Source organism: Streptomyces thermocarboxydovorans, assembly GCF_039524635.1.
GTDB classification, from domain to species: Bacteria; Actinomycetota; Actinomycetes; order Streptomycetales; family Streptomycetaceae; genus Streptomyces; species Streptomyces thermocarboxydovorans.
The window spans coordinates 1-19,728 of the sequence record NZ_BAAAGU010000031.1; the positions used below are offsets into that span (position 1 = coordinate 1).

Genomic DNA, 19,728 nt, shown 5'->3' on the forward strand with positions numbered 1-19,728 from the left:
TTGCAGCTGCACGCACCAGACCCCGCTCACCGGTGCTGACAAGGCGCCGGCGATTCCCGCAGGCTGATCCAAACGAGAGGCCCTTAGGGTCCGCCGGCCCACCCGGCGCTGGTGCCTCAGGAGCTGGGGAGCTGTTGGCCGTAGTCCAGGGTTTCGTCCTTGGTGGGCTTCTTGAGGGGGAAGTCGGCGCCCCAGGACGAGAAGGTGAGGACGCCGGCCTTGCCGGCGCGGACCAGGCGGAGGGGGAACGGCTGGCCCTCGAGGGAGACGTCGAGCGTGCCGCCGGAGCCGTCGTCGCCGGTGATCCGGATGGTGCGCACGCCCGCCTGCTCGTGGTGGCCGTCCGTGGCCAGCTTGCCGTGCAGGGTCAGCAGCCCGCCGAGCAGCACGTCCTTGTCGGTGAAGCCGCTGAACTTCTTGTACGAGGGGTCGCCCTTGGGCACCTTCACGTACTTCTCGGCGAGCTTCGCGGCCGCCGCGGCGTCCGCCTTGGTGCCGCCGCCGTCCTCGCCCTTGCCGTCCTGGCCCCAGAACTCGGCGCCGGCCTTCAGGAACAGCTCGTCGCCCACCCGCAGCAGGCGGAACGTCTCGCCCTCGGTGGTGACCGACCCGATCCCGCCCTCGGACTTCACCCGCATGTCGAGCTTGTAGGTGCGGCCCTTGGTGACCACGGTGCCGTGCAGCCGGACCGTGTCGACCGACGCGGCGGCCTTCTGGGTGCGGCTCTGGATCTCCTCGGGGGACAGCTTGCCGACGCCGTTGGTGCCCTCGTTCGGATCCTCGGAGCACCCCGTGAGCCCCGTCCCCGCCACCAGCAGTACACAGACGGCGAGCGCCGGCGCGGCCCAGCGCGGACGGCCCTGGGAGATCGGAATCACAGGTGCGGCTGCCTCTCTGACGGGGACCTGAACGGCGTACCGCAGAGTACCGGGGGCACACGACCCGGACGGAGCCAGTCCGTACGGACCGGCCGCCTGAGCACGGCCGATCAGGACGGGCTAGCCTGAAGCCCACCCGAGCGGGCAATTCGTATAAGCCGACGCACCAGGCAGTCCCCGTAACGAACACCCCGCATGAGAAGGAGACGCGGCCATGGCAGCGGGCGCCCCCCGGTTCTTCGTCTCGCACCTGTCCGGTGTCGCGGTCTTCGACCCGACCGGCGACCAGGTGGGGCGGGTGCGCGATCTGGTCGTCATGCTGCGGGTCGCCCGGCGGCCGCCGAGGCTGCTGGGGCTGGTCGTCGAACTCGCCACCCGGCGGCGCATCTTCCTGCCCATGACCCGGGTGACAGCCGTGCAGGCGGGGCAGGTCATCACCACCGGTGTGCTCAATGTGCGGCGCTTCGAGCAGCGGCCCACCGAGCGGCTGGTCTTCGGCGAGCTGCTGGACCGGAGGGTGACGCTGGTGGAGACCGGCGAGGAGGTCACCGTCCTCGACCTGTCGGTGCATCAGCTGCCCGCCCGCCGGGAATGGGAGATCGACCGCGTCTTCGTGCGCAAGGGCAAGAAGGGCGGGGCCTTCCGGCGCCGCAAGGGCGAGACGCTGACCGTCGAGTGGTCGGCCGTCACCGGCTTCACGCTGGAGGAGGAAGGGCAGGGCGCCGAGAACCTGCTCGCCACCTTCGAGCAGCTGCGCCCCGCCGACCTCGCCAATGTGCTGCGCCACCTCTCCCCCAAGCGGCGGGCCGAGGTCGCCGCCGCCCTGGACGACGACCGGCTGGCCGACGTGCTGGAGGAGCTGCCGGACGACGACCAGATCGAGATCTTCATGAAGCTGGCCGAGGAACGCGCCGCCGACGTGCTCGGCGCCATGGACCCCGACGACGCCGCCGACCTGCTCGCCGAGCTGCCCGAGGACGACAAGGAACGCATGCTGAGCCTGATGCGGCCGGGCGACGCCGCCGACATGCGGCGCCTGATGTCGTACGAGGAGCGCACCGCGGGCGGCCTGATGACGACCGAGCCGATCGTCCTGCGCCCCGACGCGACCGTCGCCGACGCCCTCGCCCGGATCCGCAACCCGGACCTGTCCCCGGCGCTCGCCGCCCAGGTGTACGTCTGCCGCCCGCCCGACGAGACGCCCACCGGCAAGTACCTCGGCACGGTGCACTTCCAGCGCCTGCTGCGCGACCCCCCGTACACCCTGGTCGGCTCGATGCTGGACGACGACCTGCAGCCGCTGGAGCCCGATGCGGCGCTGCCCGTCATCGCCGGGTTCTTCGCGACCTACGACATGGTGGCGGCGCCGGTGGTCGACGAGGCGGGCTCGCTGCTGGGGGCGGTGACCGTGGACGACTTGCTGGACCACATGCTCCCCGAGGACTGGCGGAGGACCGAGTTCCACCTCGACAAGGGGGTGGTCCCGGATGGCGCCTGAGCGCGACGGCGTGCGCGAGCGGCTGCCGTCGGGCGCCACCGCCGCCGGGCGGCCCCGGACGCCCCGGCTGGACCAGCCGCGCCCGCCGCGCCGGCGGATCCTGCCCGAGTGGGACCCGGATGCCTTCGGGCGGATGTCGGAGCGGATCGCCCGCTTCATCGGCACCGGGCGGTTCCTGGTCTGGATGACGGTCACGATCATCGTCTGGATCGTGTGGAACACGCTGCTGCCCGAGTCGGTGCGGTTCGACGAGTACCCGTTCATCTTCCTGACGCTGGCCCTGTCCCTGCAGGCGTCCTACGCGGCGCCGCTGATCCTGCTCGCGCAGAACCGGCAGGACGACCGCGACCGGGTCAATCTGGAGCAGGACCGCAAGCGCAACGAGCGCTCCATCGCGGACACCGAGTACCTGACCCGGGAGGTCGCCGCCCTGCGGATCGGGCTCGGCGAGGTGGCCACGCGTGACTGGATCCGCTCGGAGCTGCAGGACCTGGTCAAGGAGCTGGAGCTGCGGCAGAACGGGCACCGGGAGCACAGCGGGGCACTTCCGGCGATGCGCGCACAACGGCCTCCGGGACGTGACGCAGGCGACCACTGACGGGCTTACCGGCCGGTGTACCCGGCGCCGTACCATCGTACTCATGGCTACGGAAGACGCGGTGCGCGAGGCACTGGCGACGGTGAACGACCCCGAGATCAACCGGCCCATCACCGAGCTCGGGATGGTGAAATCGGTGGAGATCGGCGCGGACGGAGCGGTCGCGGTCACCGTGTACCTGACGGTGTCGGGCTGCCCGATGCGCGAGACCATCACCCAGCGCGTGCAGGATGCGGTCTCCCGCGTCGACGGCGTCACCCGTGTCGACGTCACGCTGGACGTGATGAGCGACGAGCAGCGCAAGGAGCTGGCCAACGCGCTGCGCGGCGGCCAGACCGAGCGCGAGGTCCCGTTCGCCAAGCCCGGCAGCCTGACCCGCGTCTACGCGGTCGCCTCCGGCAAGGGCGGCGTCGGCAAGTCCTCGGTGACGGTGAACCTGGCGGCGGCGATGGCGGCCGACGGGCTGAAGGTCGGTGTCGTGGACGCCGACATCTACGGCCACAGCGTGCCGCGCATGCTGGGCGCGGACGGCCGTCCCACGCAGGTCGAGAACATGATCATGCCGCCTTCGGCCAACGGGGTGAAGGTCATCTCCATCGGCATGTTCACCCCGGGCAACGCCCCGGTGGTCTGGCGCGGCCCCATGCTGCACCGGGCGCTGCAGCAGTTCCTGGCGGACGTCTACTGGGGCGACCTGGACGTGCTGCTGCTGGACCTGCCGCCCGGCACCGGTGACATCGCGATCTCGGTGGCGCAGCTGGTCCCGAACGCCGAGATCCTGGTGGTGACGACCCCGCAGCAGGCGGCGGCCGAGGTGGCCGAGCGGGCGGGCTCCATCGCCGTGCAGACCCACCAGAAGATCGTCGGCGTGGTCGAGAACATGTCCGGCCTGCCCTGCCCGCACTGCGGCGAGATGGTCGACGTCTTCGGCACGGGCGGCGGCCAGCTGGTCGCCGACGGCCTGACCCGCACCACCGGCACCAATGTCCCGGTCCTCGGCAGCATCCCCATCGACGTCCGCCTGCGCGAGGGCGGCGACGAGGGCAAGCCGGTGGTCCTCACCGACCCGGACTCCCCGGCGGGCGCGGCGCTGCGCTCCATCGCGGGCAAGCTGGGCGGCCGGCAGCGCGGCCTGTCGGGCATGTCGCTGGGGATCACCCCGCGCAACAAGTTCTGAGCGGGCCCGCCGCTCTCCACCAGTCCTCGGGCCATGCGAAGGGGCGCCGGTCACCGACCGGCGCCCCTTCGCCTCATGGCTCAGGTGTAGGCGGCGATGTCCTTCACCGCGGCGAAGCCCAGCCCGTAGGCGCTCATCCCGCGCCCGTACGCCCCTACGTGCACGCCCGCCTGGGTCGACCCGGCCAGCACCCACCCGAACTCGGACTCCCGGTAGTGGAACGGTGTGGGCACCCCGTCCACGGGGAGGGTCAGCGTCGACCACTGCTCCCCGGACAGATCGTCCGCCAGCGCCCACGCCGTCTCCGTCTGCTGCTCCAGCCAGTCGTCGCGCAGGGAGTGGTCCATCTGCCCCGGCCAGGTGAAGGACAGCAGCCCCACACCCGCCAGCCAGGCCGCGGAGGACACCGAGGTGGCCTCCAGCAGGCCTGTGCCGTCGGCGCTGCGCCGCACGGGGTTGGCCGCCACGGTCACCACGACCGCGAACTTCTCCTTGACCTCCTGGCCGGACGCGGCGGCGTGCTCGTTGCGCACCGTCGGCTCGTCGCCGTGCCCGAGGGACCCGTGCTCGACGGCCCCGTCGGCGGCCGTGCCGACCTGCATCAGCCAGCGGGGCCCGGTGAACGCCTCGTCCAGGCCGTACCAGGGAAAGGGCGCCCGCAGGTAGTCGTCGACCGCACGCCGGGCGGGGTGGACCTGTGGTCCGTCCTCCGCGGCCGGCGCCTGCGCGACTGCCCGACTCGTCGTCTCCATGATCCCGGACGCCTCCTCGCTCTCGTCGGACCGGGGCGGCCCGCCCCCCTACGGGCGTACTCGTCCGATCCGCACAACAACTCGGCAGCATAACCACCCTGTCGGCACACGGCCGGAAAGCGCCCGGCGCGTGGGCCGTCCGGACACCCGGATCAGGCCGTGCGGGGGCACATCGGAGTATGAAACGCGTCACGTACGCGGGGGCGTGCGCCCCGCGCGGGCGCAGGTCGGAGCGCGGCCGGTTCGCGCGCCGGACGGCGGGCGGCAGGGGTCAGGTGGCGTCCGCGTCGAACGGCGGCCGGTCGTCGGCGGGTCGCTTGGTCATGTCGACCCGGCCGCCGGAGGAGGACGCGGCGGCGGACGGGACGGACCCGGAGTCGGAGTCGCGTCCGTGGACGGCGTCCGTGACCTCGGCCATCTCCTTCTTCAGGTCGAAGCCGTTGCGGATCTCCTTCAGCCCCAGGTCGTCGTTCTCCAGCTGCTTGCGGATGAACGTCTTGGGGTTGAGGTCCTCGAACTCGAAGTCCTTGAACTCGGGGCCCAGTTCCTGCCGGATGTCCTGCTTGGCGCTCTCCGAGAAGTCGCGGATCTTCCGGATGGTGCGTGCCACGTCCTGGATGACCTTGGGCAGCTTGTCGGGTCCGAAGACGAGCACGGCGAGGATGACGAGCGTGACCAGCTCGAGCGGTCCTATGTCGTTGAACACTGCAAGCTCCTCGCGATCCCATCGGGCCGGGTCCACGGTACCCGGCCATCCGGTACCACCGGTACTGCACCGGACCCCTGCGTCTCAGTCGCCGTCGGAGGAGCCGAGCACCAGCGAGACGGTGCGCTCCTCGCCGTCCCGTTCCAGGGTGAGCTCCAGCCGGTCGCCGGGGCGGTGCGCCCGGGTCTTGACGATGAGTTCCTCACCCGAGTGGACGGGCCGGCCGTCGACCTTGGTGATGACGTCGCCGGGCTTGATCCCGGCCTTGTCGCCGGGGCCGCCGGAGACCACCGGCGGGCCGCCGTCGCTGCCCTTGGTGCCCACGCGGGCGCCGTCGCCGGTGTACTGCATGTCGAGGGTGATGCCGATGACCGGGTGGGTCGCCTTGCCGGTGTTGATCAGTTCCTCGGCGACGCGCTTGCCCTGGTTGATGGGGATGGCGAAGCCGAGGCCTATGGAGCCGGCCTGGCCGTCGGAGTCGCCGCCGGCGGAACGGATGGCCGAGTTGATGCCGATCACGCGGGCGTCGGCGTCCAGCAGCGGGCCGCCCGAGTTGCCGGGGTTGATGGGGGCGTCGGTCTGCAGCGCGTCGACGTAGGACACGTCGCTGCCGTCGCCCTTCTCGCCGCCCGCGGTGATGGGCCGCTCCTTGGCGCTGATGATGCCGGAGGTGACCGTCCCGGCGAGGTCGAAGGGGGCGCCGATGGCGACCACCGGGTCGCCGACCTTCACGTTGTCGGAGTTGCCCAGGGGCAGGGGCTCGAGCCCCTTGACGCCCTTGACCTTCACGACGGCCAGGTCGTAGCCGCTGTCCCGGCCCACGACGGTGGCCTCGGCGGTGTCGCCGCTGTGGAAGGTCACGGTGATCTCACCGTCGTCCCCGGCGGGCTCCACCACGTGGTCGTTGGTCAGGATGTGCCCGCGGGTGTCGAGCACGAAGCCGGTGCCCGTGCCGGCCTCCCCGCCGCCGCTGACGTGCAGGGTGACGACGCTGGGCAGCGCCCGCTCCGCGATACCGGCGACGCTGTCGGGATCCCGCTCGACGTCCTCCTTCGCGGCCTGCGGCAGCTCCACCGCGCCCACCCCGCCGTTGCGTTCGAGGTATGCGCCGACGAACCCTCCGGCCAGCCCGCACAGCAGCGCGAAGACCAGCAGGAAGCCGATGAGGAACCTCGCCCGCCGCTTGCGCCGCCGCTGCTCCGTCTCGACCGGCTCACCGTGCAGCTGGAGCGGAGCGGCCGCAGCGGCAGCGGCCCAGGGGTCGTAGCGCCGCCAGGGATCGGGGGCGGCGGATCCGGGGGCGCCGGGGGCGCCCGAAGGCTGCCCGGCGGCGCCGGGAGCGCCCGGGGCCTGCGCGGGTGCGGCGGCGCCCGAGGCCTGCGCGGGGACGCCGGGGATGCCTGGGACGCCGGGGGCCTGTGCTGGGACGCCGGGGGCCTGTGCTGGGGCGCCGGGGGTGGGGGCGGCCTGCTGCGGGGCGGTGGCCTGCGGGACGGGAGCCTGCGGGGCGGTGGCCTGCGGGACGGGAGCCTGCGGGGCGGTGGCCTGCGCGGGGATGCCCACCGGGGCGTGACCGCCCGGCGCGGGCGCGGGCGCGGGGGCGGGGGCGGGGGCGTGGGGAGCCTGGGCGGGCATGCCCTGTGCGGGCACCGGGGCGGGGGCCTGCTGCTGCGGGCCGCCTGGGTGCCCCGCGAGGGGCGGTACGGCGATCCCGTGGGCCGGCGTGGTCGCCGGGTGCTGCACGGGCGGTGCCGGGGCCCAGGGGCCGGGCTCGCCGTACGGCGGGGTGTTGTAGGGGTCGGGGTCGTGCAGCGGCTTCTGCCGCCGCTCGCCAACGGGAGCCGCAGACGCGCCGTGCGCACCGGACGGGCCCGACGTACCGGACGACGCCGCCGGGGCCGCCGCCGACTCCGTTCCTGCCGCCGCCGACCCGTGCTGCCCGTTCTCCGAGCCCTCAGCCACAGCCGAGGACTCGGCCGCCTCCGCGGCCCCGGCCGGCTCGTGGACCCGGGCTGGAGACCTGTGCTGCCCGGACTCCCCGCTTTCGACCTCACTCGCCCCCGAGGACTCAACCGCCCCCGGAGCCCCGCCCGTGCGTATGGCCTGCTGCTCGGCGGTCGCTGCGCCGCCGGGGGCTTCCGGTACCGGCGGGGCCGGGGTGGCCGGGCGCTCGAGTTCGTAGTCGCCTTCGTGGTCGCGCCGGCGCTCGTTATCGGCGGGCCGCTGCGGCCGGGCCAGTTCGAAGTCGGCGTCGGCGGGCCGGGGCTCGCTTCGGGCCGGCTCCGGCGTGCCCTCCCGTTCCCCCGACGGCCCCGGCTTCCCCTCGTTCATGCTCTCCCCGCAGCTGGTCACGGCCGGCCTGTCGGTCCCGGCCGCAGATCATCGACTCCGTGGCGCGCTCGGGCCAGGCCCGGCGCGCCTGATGGATTCAATCAGGTCTGTGCGCCCACGCGCAGGGGGCGATTCAGCGAACCGTGCGGGAGGACGGCGTGGGTCCGGCCGTCGGCAGCAGGTCCGGGGTCTTGATCCCGGACTTGGCGGCCCAGTCGGTGAGCACCGGCGGTGCCGTGGTGCCGAGGGGTCGTATCAGCGGGGACACGGGGGCCGCGTCGCCCACGGCGGAGGTGCCTTGGCCGTGCCCCGCTCCCGGAAGCAGCGGTGCCGACACCACCGTGGGGGCGGTTTGGGTGTCACCGAAGGTGCCCGTGCCCTGCATCTGGCTGAGCAGCGGGGCGGCGCCGCCGCGGCGGCGCTGTGTCTCGGCGGCGGCGGCCGCGCCGGTGCCCTGCGTGCGCGCCGGCGTCACATTGCTGCCCTTGCCCGAGCCGCGCATCTCCGCGTCGGTGGGGGCCATGGTGGCGACCCCGCCGAGCGCGATCGCGGCCAGCGACACCGCTCCGGCGGCGACGAAGGCGAACCGCAGCCCGCGCGAGGCCGCCCGGTCGTGCTCGGACCGGCTGACGTCGTGGATGCGGAAGCCGCGGTCCGGCGACGGGCCCACTGCGGGGGCGTGCCGCCGCGTCGGGGCGTAGGCGAACTCGAAGCGGTCGCCGCGCCGGGCGCCGAAGACGCCGGAGCCCGTGCCCGGCAGTCCTGCGCCCAGCGGTGAGCCGCCGCCGAGGCCGCCGCCCGCCGGCAGGCCCTGGAGGCGGGCCAGCAGACTCTCGGACGGCGGTGGCGGGGCCGCCTGGGCGAAGACGCTCTTCAGGCGGCGCTGCTCGTCCACCTCCGTCTTGCACCGGGCGCAGGTGGCGACATGCGCGAGGACCCGCTCACGTGCGTCATGACCGAGCTCTCCGTCCACCAGGGCGGAGAGTCGGTCTCCCAGATGCTGCTCGGCGAAGTGTCCCTCGGAAGACTTCGGTCGTGATCCGCTCACGCGCCCGCGCCCCCTCCTCCCAGTGCGGCGACTCGCGGCACGAAGGAGCGGCGGTCCGCCCGGGCCTGCGGCGAGCGGTGCGCAAGGGCCTTGCGCAGCTGCGACCTGCCGCGGTGGATCCGGGAGCGGACCGTGCCGAGCTTGACGCCGAGGGTCGCGGCGATCTCCTCGTACGACAGTCCCTCGATGTCGCACAGCACGACGGCGGCGCGGAACTCGGGGGCGAGCGTGTCCAGGGCCTGCTGGACGTCCGCGTCGAAGTGGGCGTCGTTGAAGACCTGCTGAGGGGTGGGCTCCTTGCTGGCCAGCCGCTCGGCCGCGTCCTCGCCCAGCGCGTCGAAGCGGATGCGCTGCTTGCGGCGGACCATGTCCAGGAAGAGGTTGGTGGTGATGCGGTGCAGCCAGCCCTCGAAGGTGCCCGGCGTGTACGTCGACAGGGACCGGAAGACGCGGACGAAGACCTCCTGGGTGAGGTCCTCGGCGTCGTGCTGGTTGCCCGTGAGACGGTAGGCGAGCCGGTAGACCCGGCCGCTGTGCATGCTGACGATCTCCTCCCAGGTGGGCGGAGTCCACGTCTGCCCGTCCGCGTCGGTGGCGAAGCTCGCGGTCTGGGCCGGGCCCTCGGCGGACCCGGCGGCGTGGCTGTGGTCAGCAGCGGTGTCGTTCACGGATTTCGGCCTGCCCGCTGATGGGAGGAAGCGCCGCAGCACTCCGCCCCGGTGTCCGGGCGCAGCCGCACCTCCCCTGTCGGCTCTGGTGGTGTCCAGTGGAGCCCCTACCATAGCCACCTCGCCCGTTAGCTCCGGATAAGCGGTTTTACGAAAATTTGATGTGGGCTGCCATCGCTCGTACGACTGCGTCAGCACTTGCTCGGCGTCCTCGTCCACCGTCTTCCCCCCGTCACGGCTCCCGCCACTTGCTCATCCCTTTAAACGACCGGTCCCATCTGCGGGTTCCCGACGGCAACGGATACAGTCACGCCCAGGCAACCACGGGGACAGGAGAGGGTCATTACCGCCAACCGGCAGACGAGCTGGGCGTTCGCCGACGCCTATGTCGCCGAGGACGACGCGCTGCGCTGGGCCCGCGAACGGGCCTGCGAGGCAGGGCTGCGCTCGGTGTCGCCCGGCACGGGCGCAGCGCTGCGGTTGCTGGCGGCGTCGGTGGACGCCAAGGCCGTCGCCGAGATCGGCACGGGCTGCGGCGTGTCCGGGATCCATCTGCTGCACGGCATGCGCCCGGACGGGGTGCTCACCACGGTCGACCCGGAGCCCGACCACCAGCAGTACGCCCGGCAGGCCTTCCGGGACGCCGGCTTCGCCGCCAACCGGGCCCGCTTCATCCCGGGCCGCGCCCTGGACGTGCTGCCCCGGCTGGCGGACGCGGGGTACGACCTGGTCTTCTGCGACGGCGACCGGCTGGAGTACCAGGACTACCTCGCTGAATCGTTGCGCCTGCTGCGTCCGGGGGGCCTCGTCGCCTTCGAGGGCGTGTTCGCGAACGGCCGGACCGTCGACTCCGGGCCGCAGCCCACGGAGGTGCTGCGGCTGCGCGAGCTGGTGCGGACCGTGCGCGACAGCCAGGAGCTGGTGTCCTCCCTGCTGCCGGTGGGCGACGGGCTGCTCTGCGCGGTCAAGCGCTAGGACCTTCCGTCCGGATCAGCCCGCACGACGTCCGCTACCGGCGCGCTCACCTGTGCGAAACCGGAGCCGGCCTGCGCAAACAGCCGCCCCGGCACCGGGAGCGGCGCCGGGGCGGCTGAAAGGGTATGGTCGCTTGCGCGTCAGCCGACGACCTTCTTGAGGGCGTCGCCCAGTGCGTCGGCCTCGTCCGGGGTCAGCTCGACGACGAGCCGACCGCCGCCTTCGAGCGGAACGCGCATGACGATGCCCCGCCCCTCCTTGGTCACCTCGAGCGGGCCATCACCCGTCCGCGGCTTCATGGCCGCCATGCTCGTTCCCCTTCCTGAAACCCAGCTCAACCGTCTCAGCCGACGGCCCACGAAGGGCACCCGCGGTCCCCTTTTTCAGGCAGGACACACCGCACCGGCATCGAACACATTGCTTCCAGGCCATTATCCCGCATCCCGCGACCCGATGACCAACATCGGTCGGCATCGCTTGGGCAACGCGCGCGAGCAAAACCACTCAATTCGGCGATGTGGCTGCGATACTGCGCCACCGCGCCCCGTCGGGCGGAACGAAAACGAAGGTGAATTGTTAGACGCAGGTCACATGGCGGCCGCCGTTCAGGGCCGGTGATCTCCGTCATGCTGTGTGCAGACAAGGTGCGTACCGGCCGGTACGCGCCGAGCCGCCGACACGGAGGGGATACGTCATGGCCGACACCGTGCTCTACGAGGTGAGCGACGGACTCGCGACGATCACGCTGAACCGCCCCGAGGCGATGAACGCGCTGAACGTCGCGACGAAGGTCGCCCTCCGGGACGCGGTCCGGTCCGCCGCCGACGACGACGCCGTACGGGCCGTGCTGCTGACCGCCGCCGGCGACCGGGCGTTCTGCGTCGGGCAGGACCTCAAGGAGCACATCGGACTGCTCACCGCCGACCGGGAGAACGGTTCGGGCCAGACCATGAGCACCGTGCGCGAGCACTACAACCCGATCGTCGAGGCGCTGGCCTCCGCGCCGAAGCCGGTGGTCGCCGCGGTGAACGGGGTCGCGGCGGGGGCTGGCTTCGGCTTCGCGCTCGCGGCCGACTACCGGATCGTGGCGGACACCGCGTCCTTCAACACCTCCTTCGCCGGGGTCGCGCTGACCGCGGACTCCGGGATCTCCTGGACGCTGCCGCGGGTGATCGGGCCGGGCCGGGCGATGGACCTGCTGCTGTTCCCGCGGAGCATCTCCGCGCAGGAGGCGCACGAGCTGGGCATCGTCAACCGTCTGGTCCCGGCCGCCGAGCTGCGCGCGGAGGCCGAGAAGGTGGCGCGCGGCCTGGCCGAGGGGCCGACGGTGGCGTACGCGGCGCTGAAGGAGTCGGTGGCCTACGGCCTGTCCCACTCCCTGCAGGAGACACTGCGGAAGGAGGACGAGCTGCAGACCCGGGCCGGCTCCTCCGAGGACCACGCGATCGCCGTCCAGGCCTTCGTCAACAAGGAGAAGCCGAAGTACCTGGGCCGGTGAGGCCGGGACTCTCCCGGTGACGCAGGTGTCGCCCGACTGCTCTCCCGGGGCGCCCCTCAGCGGGCGTCCCGGGCTGCGCAGTCGGCCAGGTGGTCGTTGACCAGGCCGCAGGCCTGCATCAGGGCGTAGGCCGTGGTCGGGCCGACGAAGCGCAGGCCGCGCTTCTTCAGGGCCTTGGACAGGGCCGTCGACTCCGGGGTGACCGCGGGGACGTCGGCCAGGGTTTTCGGCGCCGGGCGGCCGGCCGGGTCGGGGGCGTGGGACCAGATCAGGTCGTCCAGCTCGCCGGGGGCCCAGCCGGCCAGGACGCGGGCGTTGGCCAGGGTCGCGTCGATCTTGGCGCGGTTGCGGATGATGCCCGGGTCGGCGAGCAGGCGGGCCCGGTCCTCCTCGGTGAACTCCGCGACCGTGGCGATCTTGAAGTCGGCGAAGGCGGCGCGGAAGCCGGGGCGGCGGCGCAGGATGGTGATCCAGGACAGGCCGGACTGGAAGGCCTCCAGGCTGAGCCGCTCGAACAGGGCGTCGTCGCCGTGGACCGGGCGGCCCCACTCCTCGTCGTGGTACGTGAGGTAGTCCGGGGCGGACAGGGCCCAGGGGCAGCGCGGGGCGCCGTCCGGGCCGGTGGGCGCGGCGGTGTCGCTCATGGCCGCTCGCCCTCCTCGTCGCGCCGGGCCCGCTTGTCCATGGAGGTCTGGGCCGCGGCGGCGCGGGCGCCGGCGAGGGCGGACTCCAGGTCGGCGATCCGTGCGTCCCGCTCGGCGAGTTCGGCGCCGAGGCGGCCGAGGGCGTCGTCCACGTCGGCCATGCGGTAGCCGCGGGCGGCGAGCGGGAAGCGGAGGCGCTCCACGTCGGCGCGGCTGACCGGCCGGTCCGGCGGCAGGGAGTCCTGGAGGCGCTCCGGCGGCGCGTCCGGCAGCGGGGCCTTCTCGCCGCCGCCGACCACGGCGAGGGTCACCGCTGCGACCACGACGGCGAGCGCGACGACCAGGAACAAGAACATCACCATCGCGGGATCCCCCATGGGCGAATGGTCGGACGGAACGGACAGGTCTGACAGGTCCGGCAGGTCTGGCGGGCCGCCGGACGGGCCGGTGCCGGATGCAGGATCCGGTTGTGTGCGTCCGATCGTGCCATGCGAGTCTGACAGTCGGCGGCACAGGCCGGAACGGACGAGGAGAGGCACAGGGGATGCTCAGGCTGGGCAGGCGGGAATTCGGGCCGCACGAACCGGTGATCATGGCGATCGTGAACCGCACCCCGGACTCCTTCTACGACCAGGGGGCGACGTTCCTCGACGAGCCGGCGCTGGCGCGGGTGGAGCAGGCCGTGGCGGAGGGCGCCGCGATCATCGACATCGGCGGGGTGAAGGCCGGGCCCGGTGAGGAGGTCACCGCCGAGGAGGAGGCGCGGCGGACGGTGGGCTTCGTCGCGGAGGTGCGGCGGCGGTTCCCGGACGTCGTGATCAGTGTGGACACCTGGCGGCACGAGGTCGGCGAGGCGGTCTGCGAGGCCGGGGCGGATCTTCTGAACGACGCGTGGGGCGGGGTCGATCCGCGGCTGGCGGAGGTGGCCGCGCGGTACGGGGTGGGTCTGGTGTGCACGCACACGGGCGGGGCGCAGCCGCGGACCCGGCCGCACCGGGTGGCCTACGACGACGTCATGGCCGACATCCTCGAGGTGACCGTGGGGCTGGCGGAGCGGGCGGTGTCGCTGGGGGTGCCGCGGGAGTCCGTGCTGATCGATCCGGGGCACGACTTCGGGAAGAACACGCGGCACAGTCTGGAGGCGACGCGGCGGCTGGGGGAGATGGTGGCCACGGGGTGGCCGGTGCTGGTGTCGCTGTCCAACAAGGACTTCGTCGGGGAGACGCTGGACAAGCCGGTGAAGGAGCGCGTGCTGGGGACGTTGGCGACGACGGCGGTGTCGGCGTGGCTGGGGGCGCAGGTGTACCGGGTGCACGAGGTCGCCGAGACGCGCCAGGTCCTGGACATGGTCGCCTCCATCGCCGGCCACCGCCCCCCTGCGGTCGCCCGCCGCGGCCTTGCCTGAGAGGGTCCCCCCTCTCCAACCCCGCCCAGCCCCAGCCCGCCCAGGCACCGCAGGCTCCACCCCTCCGTCCCGGCCAGCCGCAGCCCGTCCAGGCCCAGGCGCAGGGGCTTCGCCCCGCACCCCCACCAGGGGCTCCGCCCCTGGACAACTTCGTTGGGGCAGGTCGGCCCGGTGGCCTTTCGGCCGACCGGTGCGGGTGGGTGGGCGGGAGGGGAAATGCGGGTGGGTGGGCGGGAGGGGAAAGGGGACGTCAGCGGCCGGCTTCCTTGGAGACCAAGGCGACTGCTTCTTCGACGTCGTCGGTGACGTGGAAGAGGAGGAGGTCATGGTCGGCCGCCTTGCCCTGGGCGATGACCGTGTCGCGGAGCCAGTCGACGAGGCCGCCCCAGTACTCCGTGCCGAACAGCACGATCGGGAAGCGGGTCACCTTCTGGGTCTGGACCAGGGTGAGCGCCTCGAAGAGTTCGTCGAGCGTGCCCAGGCCTCCGGGGAGGACCACGAACCCCTGGGCGTACTTCACGAACATCATCTTGCGGACGAAGAAGTAGCGGAAGTTCAGCCCGATGTCGACGTACGGGTTCAGCCCCTGCTCGAAGGGCAGCTCGATGCCGAGCCCGACCGAGATGCCCCTGGCCTCGCACGCGCCCTTGTTCGCGGCCTCCATGACGCCCGGCCCGCCGCCGGTGATCACCGCGAACCCGGCCTCCACCAGCCCGCGGCCCAGCCGCACCCCCGCCTCGTACTCCGGCGAGTCCACCGGCGTGCGCGCGGACCCGAAGACGCTGATCGCGGGCGGAAGTTCGGCCAGCGTGCCGAAGCCCTCGATGAACTCCGACTGGATGCGCAGCACGCGCCAGGGATCGGTGTGCACCCAGTCGGTGGGCGCCCGCTCGTCCAGCAGCCGCTGGTCGGTGGTGCTGTGCTGCACCTGGTCGCGCCTGCGCAGCACCGGGCCCAGGCGCCGTTCCTTCGGCGGCTGCTTCTTCCCGCGGGGGTTACCTGTCGCCATGTGCGCTCCCTCCGTCGTGCCGTCGTACCGCCCTCAGCGTAGATCTACGCGGGTTACGTACGAGGGACGTCAGCATGTCCGCACGGCGCCGGGTTAAACGTCCCAGGGCGCCGGACGTCTCAGGAGGTCAGCCAGGACCTCAGCCGCTCCTCCCCGGCGAGGATCTTCGCCGTGTCGACCCGCTCGTCCCGCTTGTGCGCCAAGTGCGGGTTGCCGGGGCCGTAGTTGACCGCCGGGATGCCCAGCGCGGAGAAGCGGGAGACGTCGGTCCAGCCGTACTTGGGCTGGGGGGTGCCGCCCACCGCCTCGATGAAGGCCGCGGCGGCCGGGTGGGACAGTCCGGGCAGCGCGCCGCCGCTGTGGTCGTCGACGACGAACTCGGTCACCCCGCAGTCGGCGAAGACCTCCCGCACATGGGCCAGAGCCTCCTGAGGCGTACGGTCCGGCGCGTAGCGGAAGTTGACCGTCACCACGCACTCGTCGGGGATGACGTTGCCGGCCACGCCGCCGGAGATGGCGACCGCGTTGAGGCCCTCCCGGTACTGCAGGCCGTCGATCACCGGGTTGCGGGGCTCGTAGGAGGCGAGGCGCGCCAGGACCGGGGCGGCGGCGTGGATCGCGTTGGAGCCCATCCAGGAACGCGCGGAGTGGGCGCGCTCGCCGCTGGTCCTGAGCAGGACCCGGAGCGTGCCCTGGCAGCCGCCCTCCACCTGCCCGTCGGAGGGTTCGAGGAGCACCGCGAAGTCGCCCTCCAGCCATTCGGGGTGGGCCTCGGAGACGTGCTTGAGGCCGTTGAGGTGCGCGGCGACCTCCTCGTTGTCGTAGAAGACGAAGGTCAGGTCGCGGTTGGGGGCCGGGACGGTGGCCGCGATCCGCAGCTGGAGGGCGACGCCCGCCTTCATGTCGCAGGTGCCGCAGCCCCACAGCACCCCGTCCTCGTCCAGCCGGGAGGGCACGTTGTCCGCGATGGGGACGGTGTCGATGTGCCCGGCGAGGATCACCCGCTCCTCGCGCCCGAGGTCGGTGCGGGCGACGACGTTGTTGCCGTACCGGTCGACCGTGAGGTGCGGCAGGGCGCGCAGCGCGTTCTCGATCGCGTCGGCGAGCGGCTTCTCGGTGCCGCTGACGGAGGGGAAGTCGACCAGCTGCGCGGTCAGGCGGGCGGCGTCCAGCGTGAGGTCAAGCGGGGTGTCGGCCATGCCGTCGACCCTAACCCGCCAGGTGCCGGCCCACTGTCCACACCCGGCTCACGGGCCCCCGTACCCTCCAGTACCTTGTACGCGTGCCAGAGTCGTCCCTTCCCTCCAAGCGTCGCGGCCGCCTCTTCCGCTTCGGGGCGGCCTTCGTGGTGCTGCTCGCGGTCGCCGGCTACCTGGTGGTGCAGTACATCACCGGGGGCACGGGAGCGCCGGGCTGCAAGGTGGTCTCCGCCGAGGGCGACGGAGCGAGCTACGAGTTCACGCCCGAGCAGGCGGTGAACGCGGCGACGATCACCGCCGTGGGGACCTCGCGGGAGCTGCCCGAGCGGGCCGTGACGATCGCGCTGGCGACCGCCCTGCAGGAGTCGGCGCTGCGCAACATCGACTACGGCGACCGGGACTCCCTCGGCCTGTTCCAGCAGCGTCCCTCGCAGGGCTGGGGCACGCCGGAGGAGATCATGGATCCGGCGTACGCGGCCGGGAAGTTCTACGAGCACCTGGTGAAGGTGCCGGGTTACACGCGGCTGCCGCTGACCGTCGCCGCGCAGAAGGTGCAGCGCAGCGGGTATCCGCAGGCGTACGCCAAGCACGAGCCGGACGCCGCGCTGCTGGCCGCGGCCCTCACCGGCCGCTCGGGGGCCACCCTGACCTGCGAGGGCCGGCCGGCGGCGACCCGGGCGGCGGGCGCGGACGCGGTACGGGCCGCGCTGGTGCGGGACTTCGGCCGGGACGTGCTGGACCCGGCCGGCGCGGAGGTGGACGGCGGCGGGAAGCCGTCGCCCGCGGCGAGCGCGCCGGCGGACTCCGAGCCGGGCACGGTGACGCTTCCGGTCACCACCGAGAAGGGCACCGGAGGACGGAGCGCGGGCGCCCGGGGCTGGCAGCTGGCGCACTGGGCCGTGGCCAACGCCTCGGAGCTGCACATCAAGCGGGTGTCCTACGCGGGCCGCGAATGGGTCGCCGGGATCACCGACAGCCAGTGGCGGGCGATCGACGGCAAGGCCTCCGCGGACGCCTCCGACGGCGCCGGGGCGGTCCGGATAACGACCGTGCAGTAGTGCGGGGGCTCACTCCCAGGGGTTATGGGGCGTCGCTCCCGGCTGACGGGGTGCGCAGGTTTTCGTGTCCCTGTGTGCCACTGCCCGGATCCCTTGAAATCAGGCGGCCGAAGCGATTCCGCAGCCGCTTCGGGGAGGCGCCCTTTGCCCGTCTTCATCCACAACCGATAATGCGACGCATTGCCAACTCTTTACGTCGGTGCGCCGCAACCTTCCCGGACTTCGAGCGGTATTCACTGCGTCCGCGCCCCGAGATCACAGCCAGTCGATCAACTCATGGGCAGCTTCGGACGCTTCACCGTTCTCTCCCGTCGAAGGAGCACCATGTCCCTCCCCCTGACCCGTCGGATCGCCCGTGCCGCGCTGCTCGTCGCTGCGGGAGCGGCTGCGGGGGTCGGTGCGGCCGGTTCCGCCAGCGCGGCGCCCCAGTTGCCGGCCAACCCGAACCTCGGCGGGCTGACCGCCCTGGACGGGGCGAACGTCGGCAGCACCGTGGACGGCGCGGCGCAGAGCGTCACCGAGACCGCGGGTGACACCGGTGGCAAGGCGGTCAAGAAGGCGGTGCCGGCCGCGGGCAAGGCCGGCGGCAAGGCCGTCAAGAAGACGACGCCGGTGGCGCAGAAGGCCGCCGGTGACACCGCCGGTTCGGCCGGTGAGATCCTCGGCGACACCGCCGGTTCGGCCTCGAAGGGCGGTGCGCTCGGGACCGGCTCGCTGACGAAGGGCAACGGCCTGACCAAGGGCAGCGGCGTCTCCACGCAGAACCTGCCGGTCAAGGGCCTGCCGGTCGGCTGAGTCGCGGGACTTCGGTTCCCCAAGGGCCGCAGGATCCACGAGGTTCCACAGAGACGGGGCCCGGGGTGTTCTCCCCGGGCCCCGTCTCCGTTCGTCGTCCGTCAGCGTGACCGTGAGTTGTTGGTCAGCGTGAGAGCGTGACCGTGTGCGTCGTTCGCCGGCGTGACAGCGTGACCGTGAGCGTCGTTCGCCGGCGTGACGGTGGCGTCGCTTGTCGCGGCGGCGTCAGCGCAGGCGGGCGACCGCCGCCGCGACCCGTTCGTCCGTCGCCGTGATCGCGACGCGGACGAACCGCTCGCCCGCCGGCCCGTAGAAGTCGCCCGGGGCCACCAGGATGCCCAGGCCGGCCAGGTGGGCGACCGTGTCCCAGCAGGACTCGTCGCGGGTGGCCCACAGGTAGAGGCCGGCCTCGCTGTGCTCGATGCGGAAGCCGTGGCCCACCAGGGCGTCGCGCAGGGCCGCACGCCGTGCCGCGTAGCGCTCGCGCTGGGCGTGGACGTGGGTGTCGTCGCCGAGGGCCGCGATCATCGCCGCCTGGGTCGGCGCCGGGGTCATCATGCCGCCGTGCTTGCGGATCTGCAGCAGCGGGCCCAGCACCGCCGGGTCGCCCGCCAGGAACGCGGCGCGGTAACCGGCGAGGTTGGAGCGCTTGGACAGGGAGTGCACGGAGACGATGCCGTCGTACGAGCCGCCGTTGACGTCCGGGTGCAGCACCGAGACGGGGGCGGCCTCCCAGCCCAGCTCGAGGTAGCACTCGTCGGAGAAGAGCAGGACGCCGTGCTCGCGGGCCCAGGCGACGATCCTGGTCAGCTCCTCCTTGGACAGCACCCGGCCCGCCGGGTTGGACGGGGAGTTGAGCCAGAGCAGCTTCAGGTTCGCCGGGTCCAGGTCGGTGGGGTCGTCGTAGGCCTCGTACCCGGCGCGGGCGAGGCGGGCGCCGACCTCGTACGTGGGGTAGGCCAGGCGCGGGAAGGCCACCTTGTCGCCGGGGCCGAGGCCCAGCTGGGTGGGGAGCCAGGCGACGAGTTCCTTGGAGCCGACGACCGGCAGGACGTGCCGGTGGGTGACCTCGCGGGCGCCGAGCCGTCGCTCCACCCAGCGGGTGATGGCGTCCCGCAGCTCGGGGGTGCCCCACACCGTGGGGTAGCCGGGAGAGTCCGCAGCGGCGATCAGGGCCTTCTGAACGGGCTCGGGCACCGGGTCGACCGGGGTGCCGACGGACAGGTCGACGATGCCGTCGGGGTGCGCGGCGGCCGTCTTCTTGTAGGGCTCCAGCTTGTCCCAGGGGAAGGTGGGCAGCCGGTCGGAGACTGCGGACACGGGTGCTGACTCTCTTTCTGCTTCGGCGCCCGGCTCGGCAAACGCATGCCTCGGCAAACGCCTGCCTCGGCCAGTGCCTGCCCCGGCAAACGCCTGCCTCGGCCAGTGCCTGCCCCGGCAAGCGCCTCGCTCGCCAGACGCCTCGGTCCCGCGCGGCGGTCTGGGCCCG

General features: G+C 72.8%; 20 protein-coding genes. 8 read left to right on the plus strand and 12 right to left on the minus strand.

Annotated elements, in window-relative coordinates:
* Positions 1 to 116: 116 nt before the first annotated feature.
* Positions 117 to 878 carry a hypothetical protein gene (locus ABD198_RS15915; RefSeq protein WP_344001632.1) on the minus strand — a complete coding sequence of 254 codons (762 nt, stop codon included), beginning with the start codon at positions 876 to 878 and terminating at the stop codon, positions 117 to 119.
* 214 nt (positions 879 to 1,092) lie between these two features.
* On the opposite strand from ABD198_RS15915, the gene ABD198_RS15920 reads away from it, so the two are divergent.
* The 3 genes from ABD198_RS15920 to ABD198_RS15930 are packed head-to-tail and all read left to right on the plus strand — an operon-like array spanning position 1,093 to position 4,151.
* Positions 1,093 to 2,376, plus strand: coding sequence for a magnesium transporter MgtE N-terminal domain-containing protein (locus tag ABD198_RS15920; protein WP_344001634.1), 1,284 nt, complete (start codon positions 1,093 to 1,095; stop codon positions 2,374 to 2,376).
* Positions 2,366 to 2,974: a DUF1003 domain-containing protein gene (locus ABD198_RS15925; protein ID WP_344001635.1), complete on the plus strand. Its 609-nt coding sequence runs from the start codon at positions 2,366 to 2,368 to the stop codon at positions 2,972 to 2,974. Before ABD198_RS15920 ends, ABD198_RS15925 begins: the two co-directional genes overlap by 11 nt.
* A gap of 43 nt (positions 2,975 to 3,017) precedes the next feature.
* The gene (locus tag ABD198_RS15930) at positions 3,018 to 4,151 is read left to right on the plus strand and encodes an Mrp/NBP35 family ATP-binding protein (protein WP_344001637.1); all 1,134 of its coding nucleotides are present in this window, start codon (positions 3,018 to 3,020) and stop codon (positions 4,149 to 4,151) included.
* An 80-nt stretch (positions 4,152 to 4,231) separates the two neighbouring features.
* Here ABD198_RS15930 and ABD198_RS15935 read toward each other — a convergent pair whose 3' ends face one another.
* The 5 genes from ABD198_RS15935 to sigE all read right to left on the minus strand — a co-directional run bounded on the left by ABD198_RS15935 (position 4,232) and on the right by sigE (position 9,770).
* Positions 4,232 to 4,903, minus strand: a complete 672-nt coding sequence (locus ABD198_RS15935; RefSeq protein ID WP_344001638.1) for a hypothetical protein — start codon at positions 4,901 to 4,903, stop codon at positions 4,232 to 4,234.
* A 271-nt stretch (positions 4,904 to 5,174) separates the two neighbouring features.
* A complete protein-coding gene (locus ABD198_RS15940) occupies positions 5,175 to 5,609 on the minus strand; it encodes a sec-independent translocase (RefSeq protein WP_344001640.1) in 435 nt (144 codons plus the stop codon).
* 84 nt (positions 5,610 to 5,693) lie between these two features.
* Positions 5,694 to 7,940 carry a trypsin-like peptidase domain-containing protein gene (locus ABD198_RS15945; RefSeq protein WP_344001642.1) on the minus strand — a complete coding sequence of 749 codons (2,247 nt, stop codon included), beginning with the start codon at positions 7,938 to 7,940 and terminating at the stop codon, positions 5,694 to 5,696.
* Positions 7,941 to 8,073: 133 nt separating this feature from the next.
* Positions 8,074 to 8,988 carry an anti-sigma factor family protein gene (locus ABD198_RS15950; RefSeq protein ID WP_344001644.1) on the minus strand — a complete coding sequence of 305 codons (915 nt, stop codon included), beginning with the start codon at positions 8,986 to 8,988 and terminating at the stop codon, positions 8,074 to 8,076.
* Positions 8,985 to 9,770 (minus strand): RNA polymerase sigma factor SigE, encoded by a 786-nt coding sequence (sigE, locus tag ABD198_RS15955; RefSeq protein ID WP_344001646.1) that lies wholly within the window; start codon positions 9,768 to 9,770, stop codon positions 8,985 to 8,987. The genes ABD198_RS15950 and sigE overlap by 4 nt, the downstream gene beginning before the upstream one ends.
* Before the next feature lie 162 nt (positions 9,771 to 9,932).
* Here sigE and ABD198_RS15960 point away from each other — a divergent pair, with 162 nt between their 5' ends.
* Positions 9,933 to 10,631, plus strand: coding sequence for an O-methyltransferase (locus ABD198_RS15960; protein WP_344001757.1), 699 nt, complete (start codon positions 9,933 to 9,935; stop codon positions 10,629 to 10,631).
* A gap of 140 nt (positions 10,632 to 10,771) precedes the next feature.
* Here the strand turns inward: ABD198_RS15960 and ABD198_RS15965 are convergent, their stop codons facing one another.
* A complete protein-coding gene (locus ABD198_RS15965; RefSeq protein WP_003966491.1) occupies positions 10,772 to 10,939 on the minus strand; it encodes a DUF3117 domain-containing protein in 168 nt (55 codons plus the stop codon).
* A gap of 386 nt (positions 10,940 to 11,325) precedes the next feature.
* Between ABD198_RS15965 and chcB the strand changes: the two genes are divergently transcribed.
* Positions 11,326 to 12,129, plus strand: coding sequence for a 2-cyclohexenylcarbonyl CoA isomerase (gene chcB, locus ABD198_RS15970; RefSeq protein ID WP_344001647.1), 804 nt, complete (start codon positions 11,326 to 11,328; stop codon positions 12,127 to 12,129).
* A 56-nt stretch (positions 12,130 to 12,185) separates the two neighbouring features.
* Here the strand turns inward: chcB and ABD198_RS15975 are convergent, their stop codons facing one another.
* Both ABD198_RS15975 and ABD198_RS15980 read right to left on the minus strand, forming a co-directional pair.
* Entirely contained in the window at positions 12,186 to 12,773 is a 588-nt protein-coding gene (locus ABD198_RS15975) for a DNA-3-methyladenine glycosylase I (protein WP_344001649.1), read from the minus strand.
* Positions 12,770 to 13,135, minus strand: coding sequence for a DivIVA domain-containing protein (locus ABD198_RS15980; RefSeq protein ID WP_344001759.1), 366 nt, complete (start codon positions 13,133 to 13,135; stop codon positions 12,770 to 12,772). Before ABD198_RS15980 ends, ABD198_RS15975 begins: the two co-directional genes overlap by 4 nt.
* A 182-nt stretch (positions 13,136 to 13,317) precedes the next feature.
* On the opposite strand from ABD198_RS15980, the gene folP reads away from it, so the two are divergent.
* The gene (folP, locus tag ABD198_RS15985; protein WP_344001651.1) at positions 13,318 to 14,178 is read left to right on the plus strand and encodes a dihydropteroate synthase; all 861 of its coding nucleotides are present in this window, start codon (positions 13,318 to 13,320) and stop codon (positions 14,176 to 14,178) included.
* Between the two features lie 250 nt (positions 14,179 to 14,428).
* Here the strand turns inward: folP and ABD198_RS15990 are convergent, their stop codons facing one another.
* Both ABD198_RS15990 and dapE read right to left on the minus strand, forming a co-directional pair.
* Positions 14,429 to 15,187 (minus strand): LOG family protein, encoded by a 759-nt coding sequence (locus ABD198_RS15990; RefSeq protein ID WP_344001653.1) that lies wholly within the window; start codon positions 15,185 to 15,187, stop codon positions 14,429 to 14,431.
* 119 nt (positions 15,188 to 15,306) lie between these two features.
* Positions 15,307 to 16,386, minus strand: a complete 1,080-nt coding sequence (dapE, locus tag ABD198_RS15995) for a succinyl-diaminopimelate desuccinylase (RefSeq protein ID WP_344001655.1) — start codon at positions 16,384 to 16,386, stop codon at positions 15,307 to 15,309.
* A gap of 83 nt (positions 16,387 to 16,469) precedes the next feature.
* Here dapE and ABD198_RS16000 point away from each other — a divergent pair, with 83 nt between their 5' ends.
* Both ABD198_RS16000 and ABD198_RS16005 read left to right on the plus strand, forming a co-directional pair.
* Entirely contained in the window at positions 16,470 to 17,444 is a 975-nt protein-coding gene (locus tag ABD198_RS16000) for a heavy metal transporter (protein WP_344001657.1), read from the plus strand.
* A 324-nt stretch (positions 17,445 to 17,768) separates the two neighbouring features.
* A complete protein-coding gene (locus ABD198_RS16005; RefSeq protein WP_344001659.1) occupies positions 17,769 to 18,239 on the plus strand; it encodes an ATP-binding protein in 471 nt (156 codons plus the stop codon).
* A 225-nt stretch (positions 18,240 to 18,464) separates the two neighbouring features.
* On the opposite strand, the gene ABD198_RS16010 is transcribed toward ABD198_RS16005, so the two are convergent.
* Positions 18,465 to 19,559, minus strand: coding sequence for a bifunctional succinyldiaminopimelate transaminase/glutamate-prephenate aminotransferase (locus tag ABD198_RS16010; RefSeq protein WP_344001661.1), 1,095 nt, complete (start codon positions 19,557 to 19,559; stop codon positions 18,465 to 18,467).
* Positions 19,560 to 19,728 lie beyond the last annotated feature (169 nt).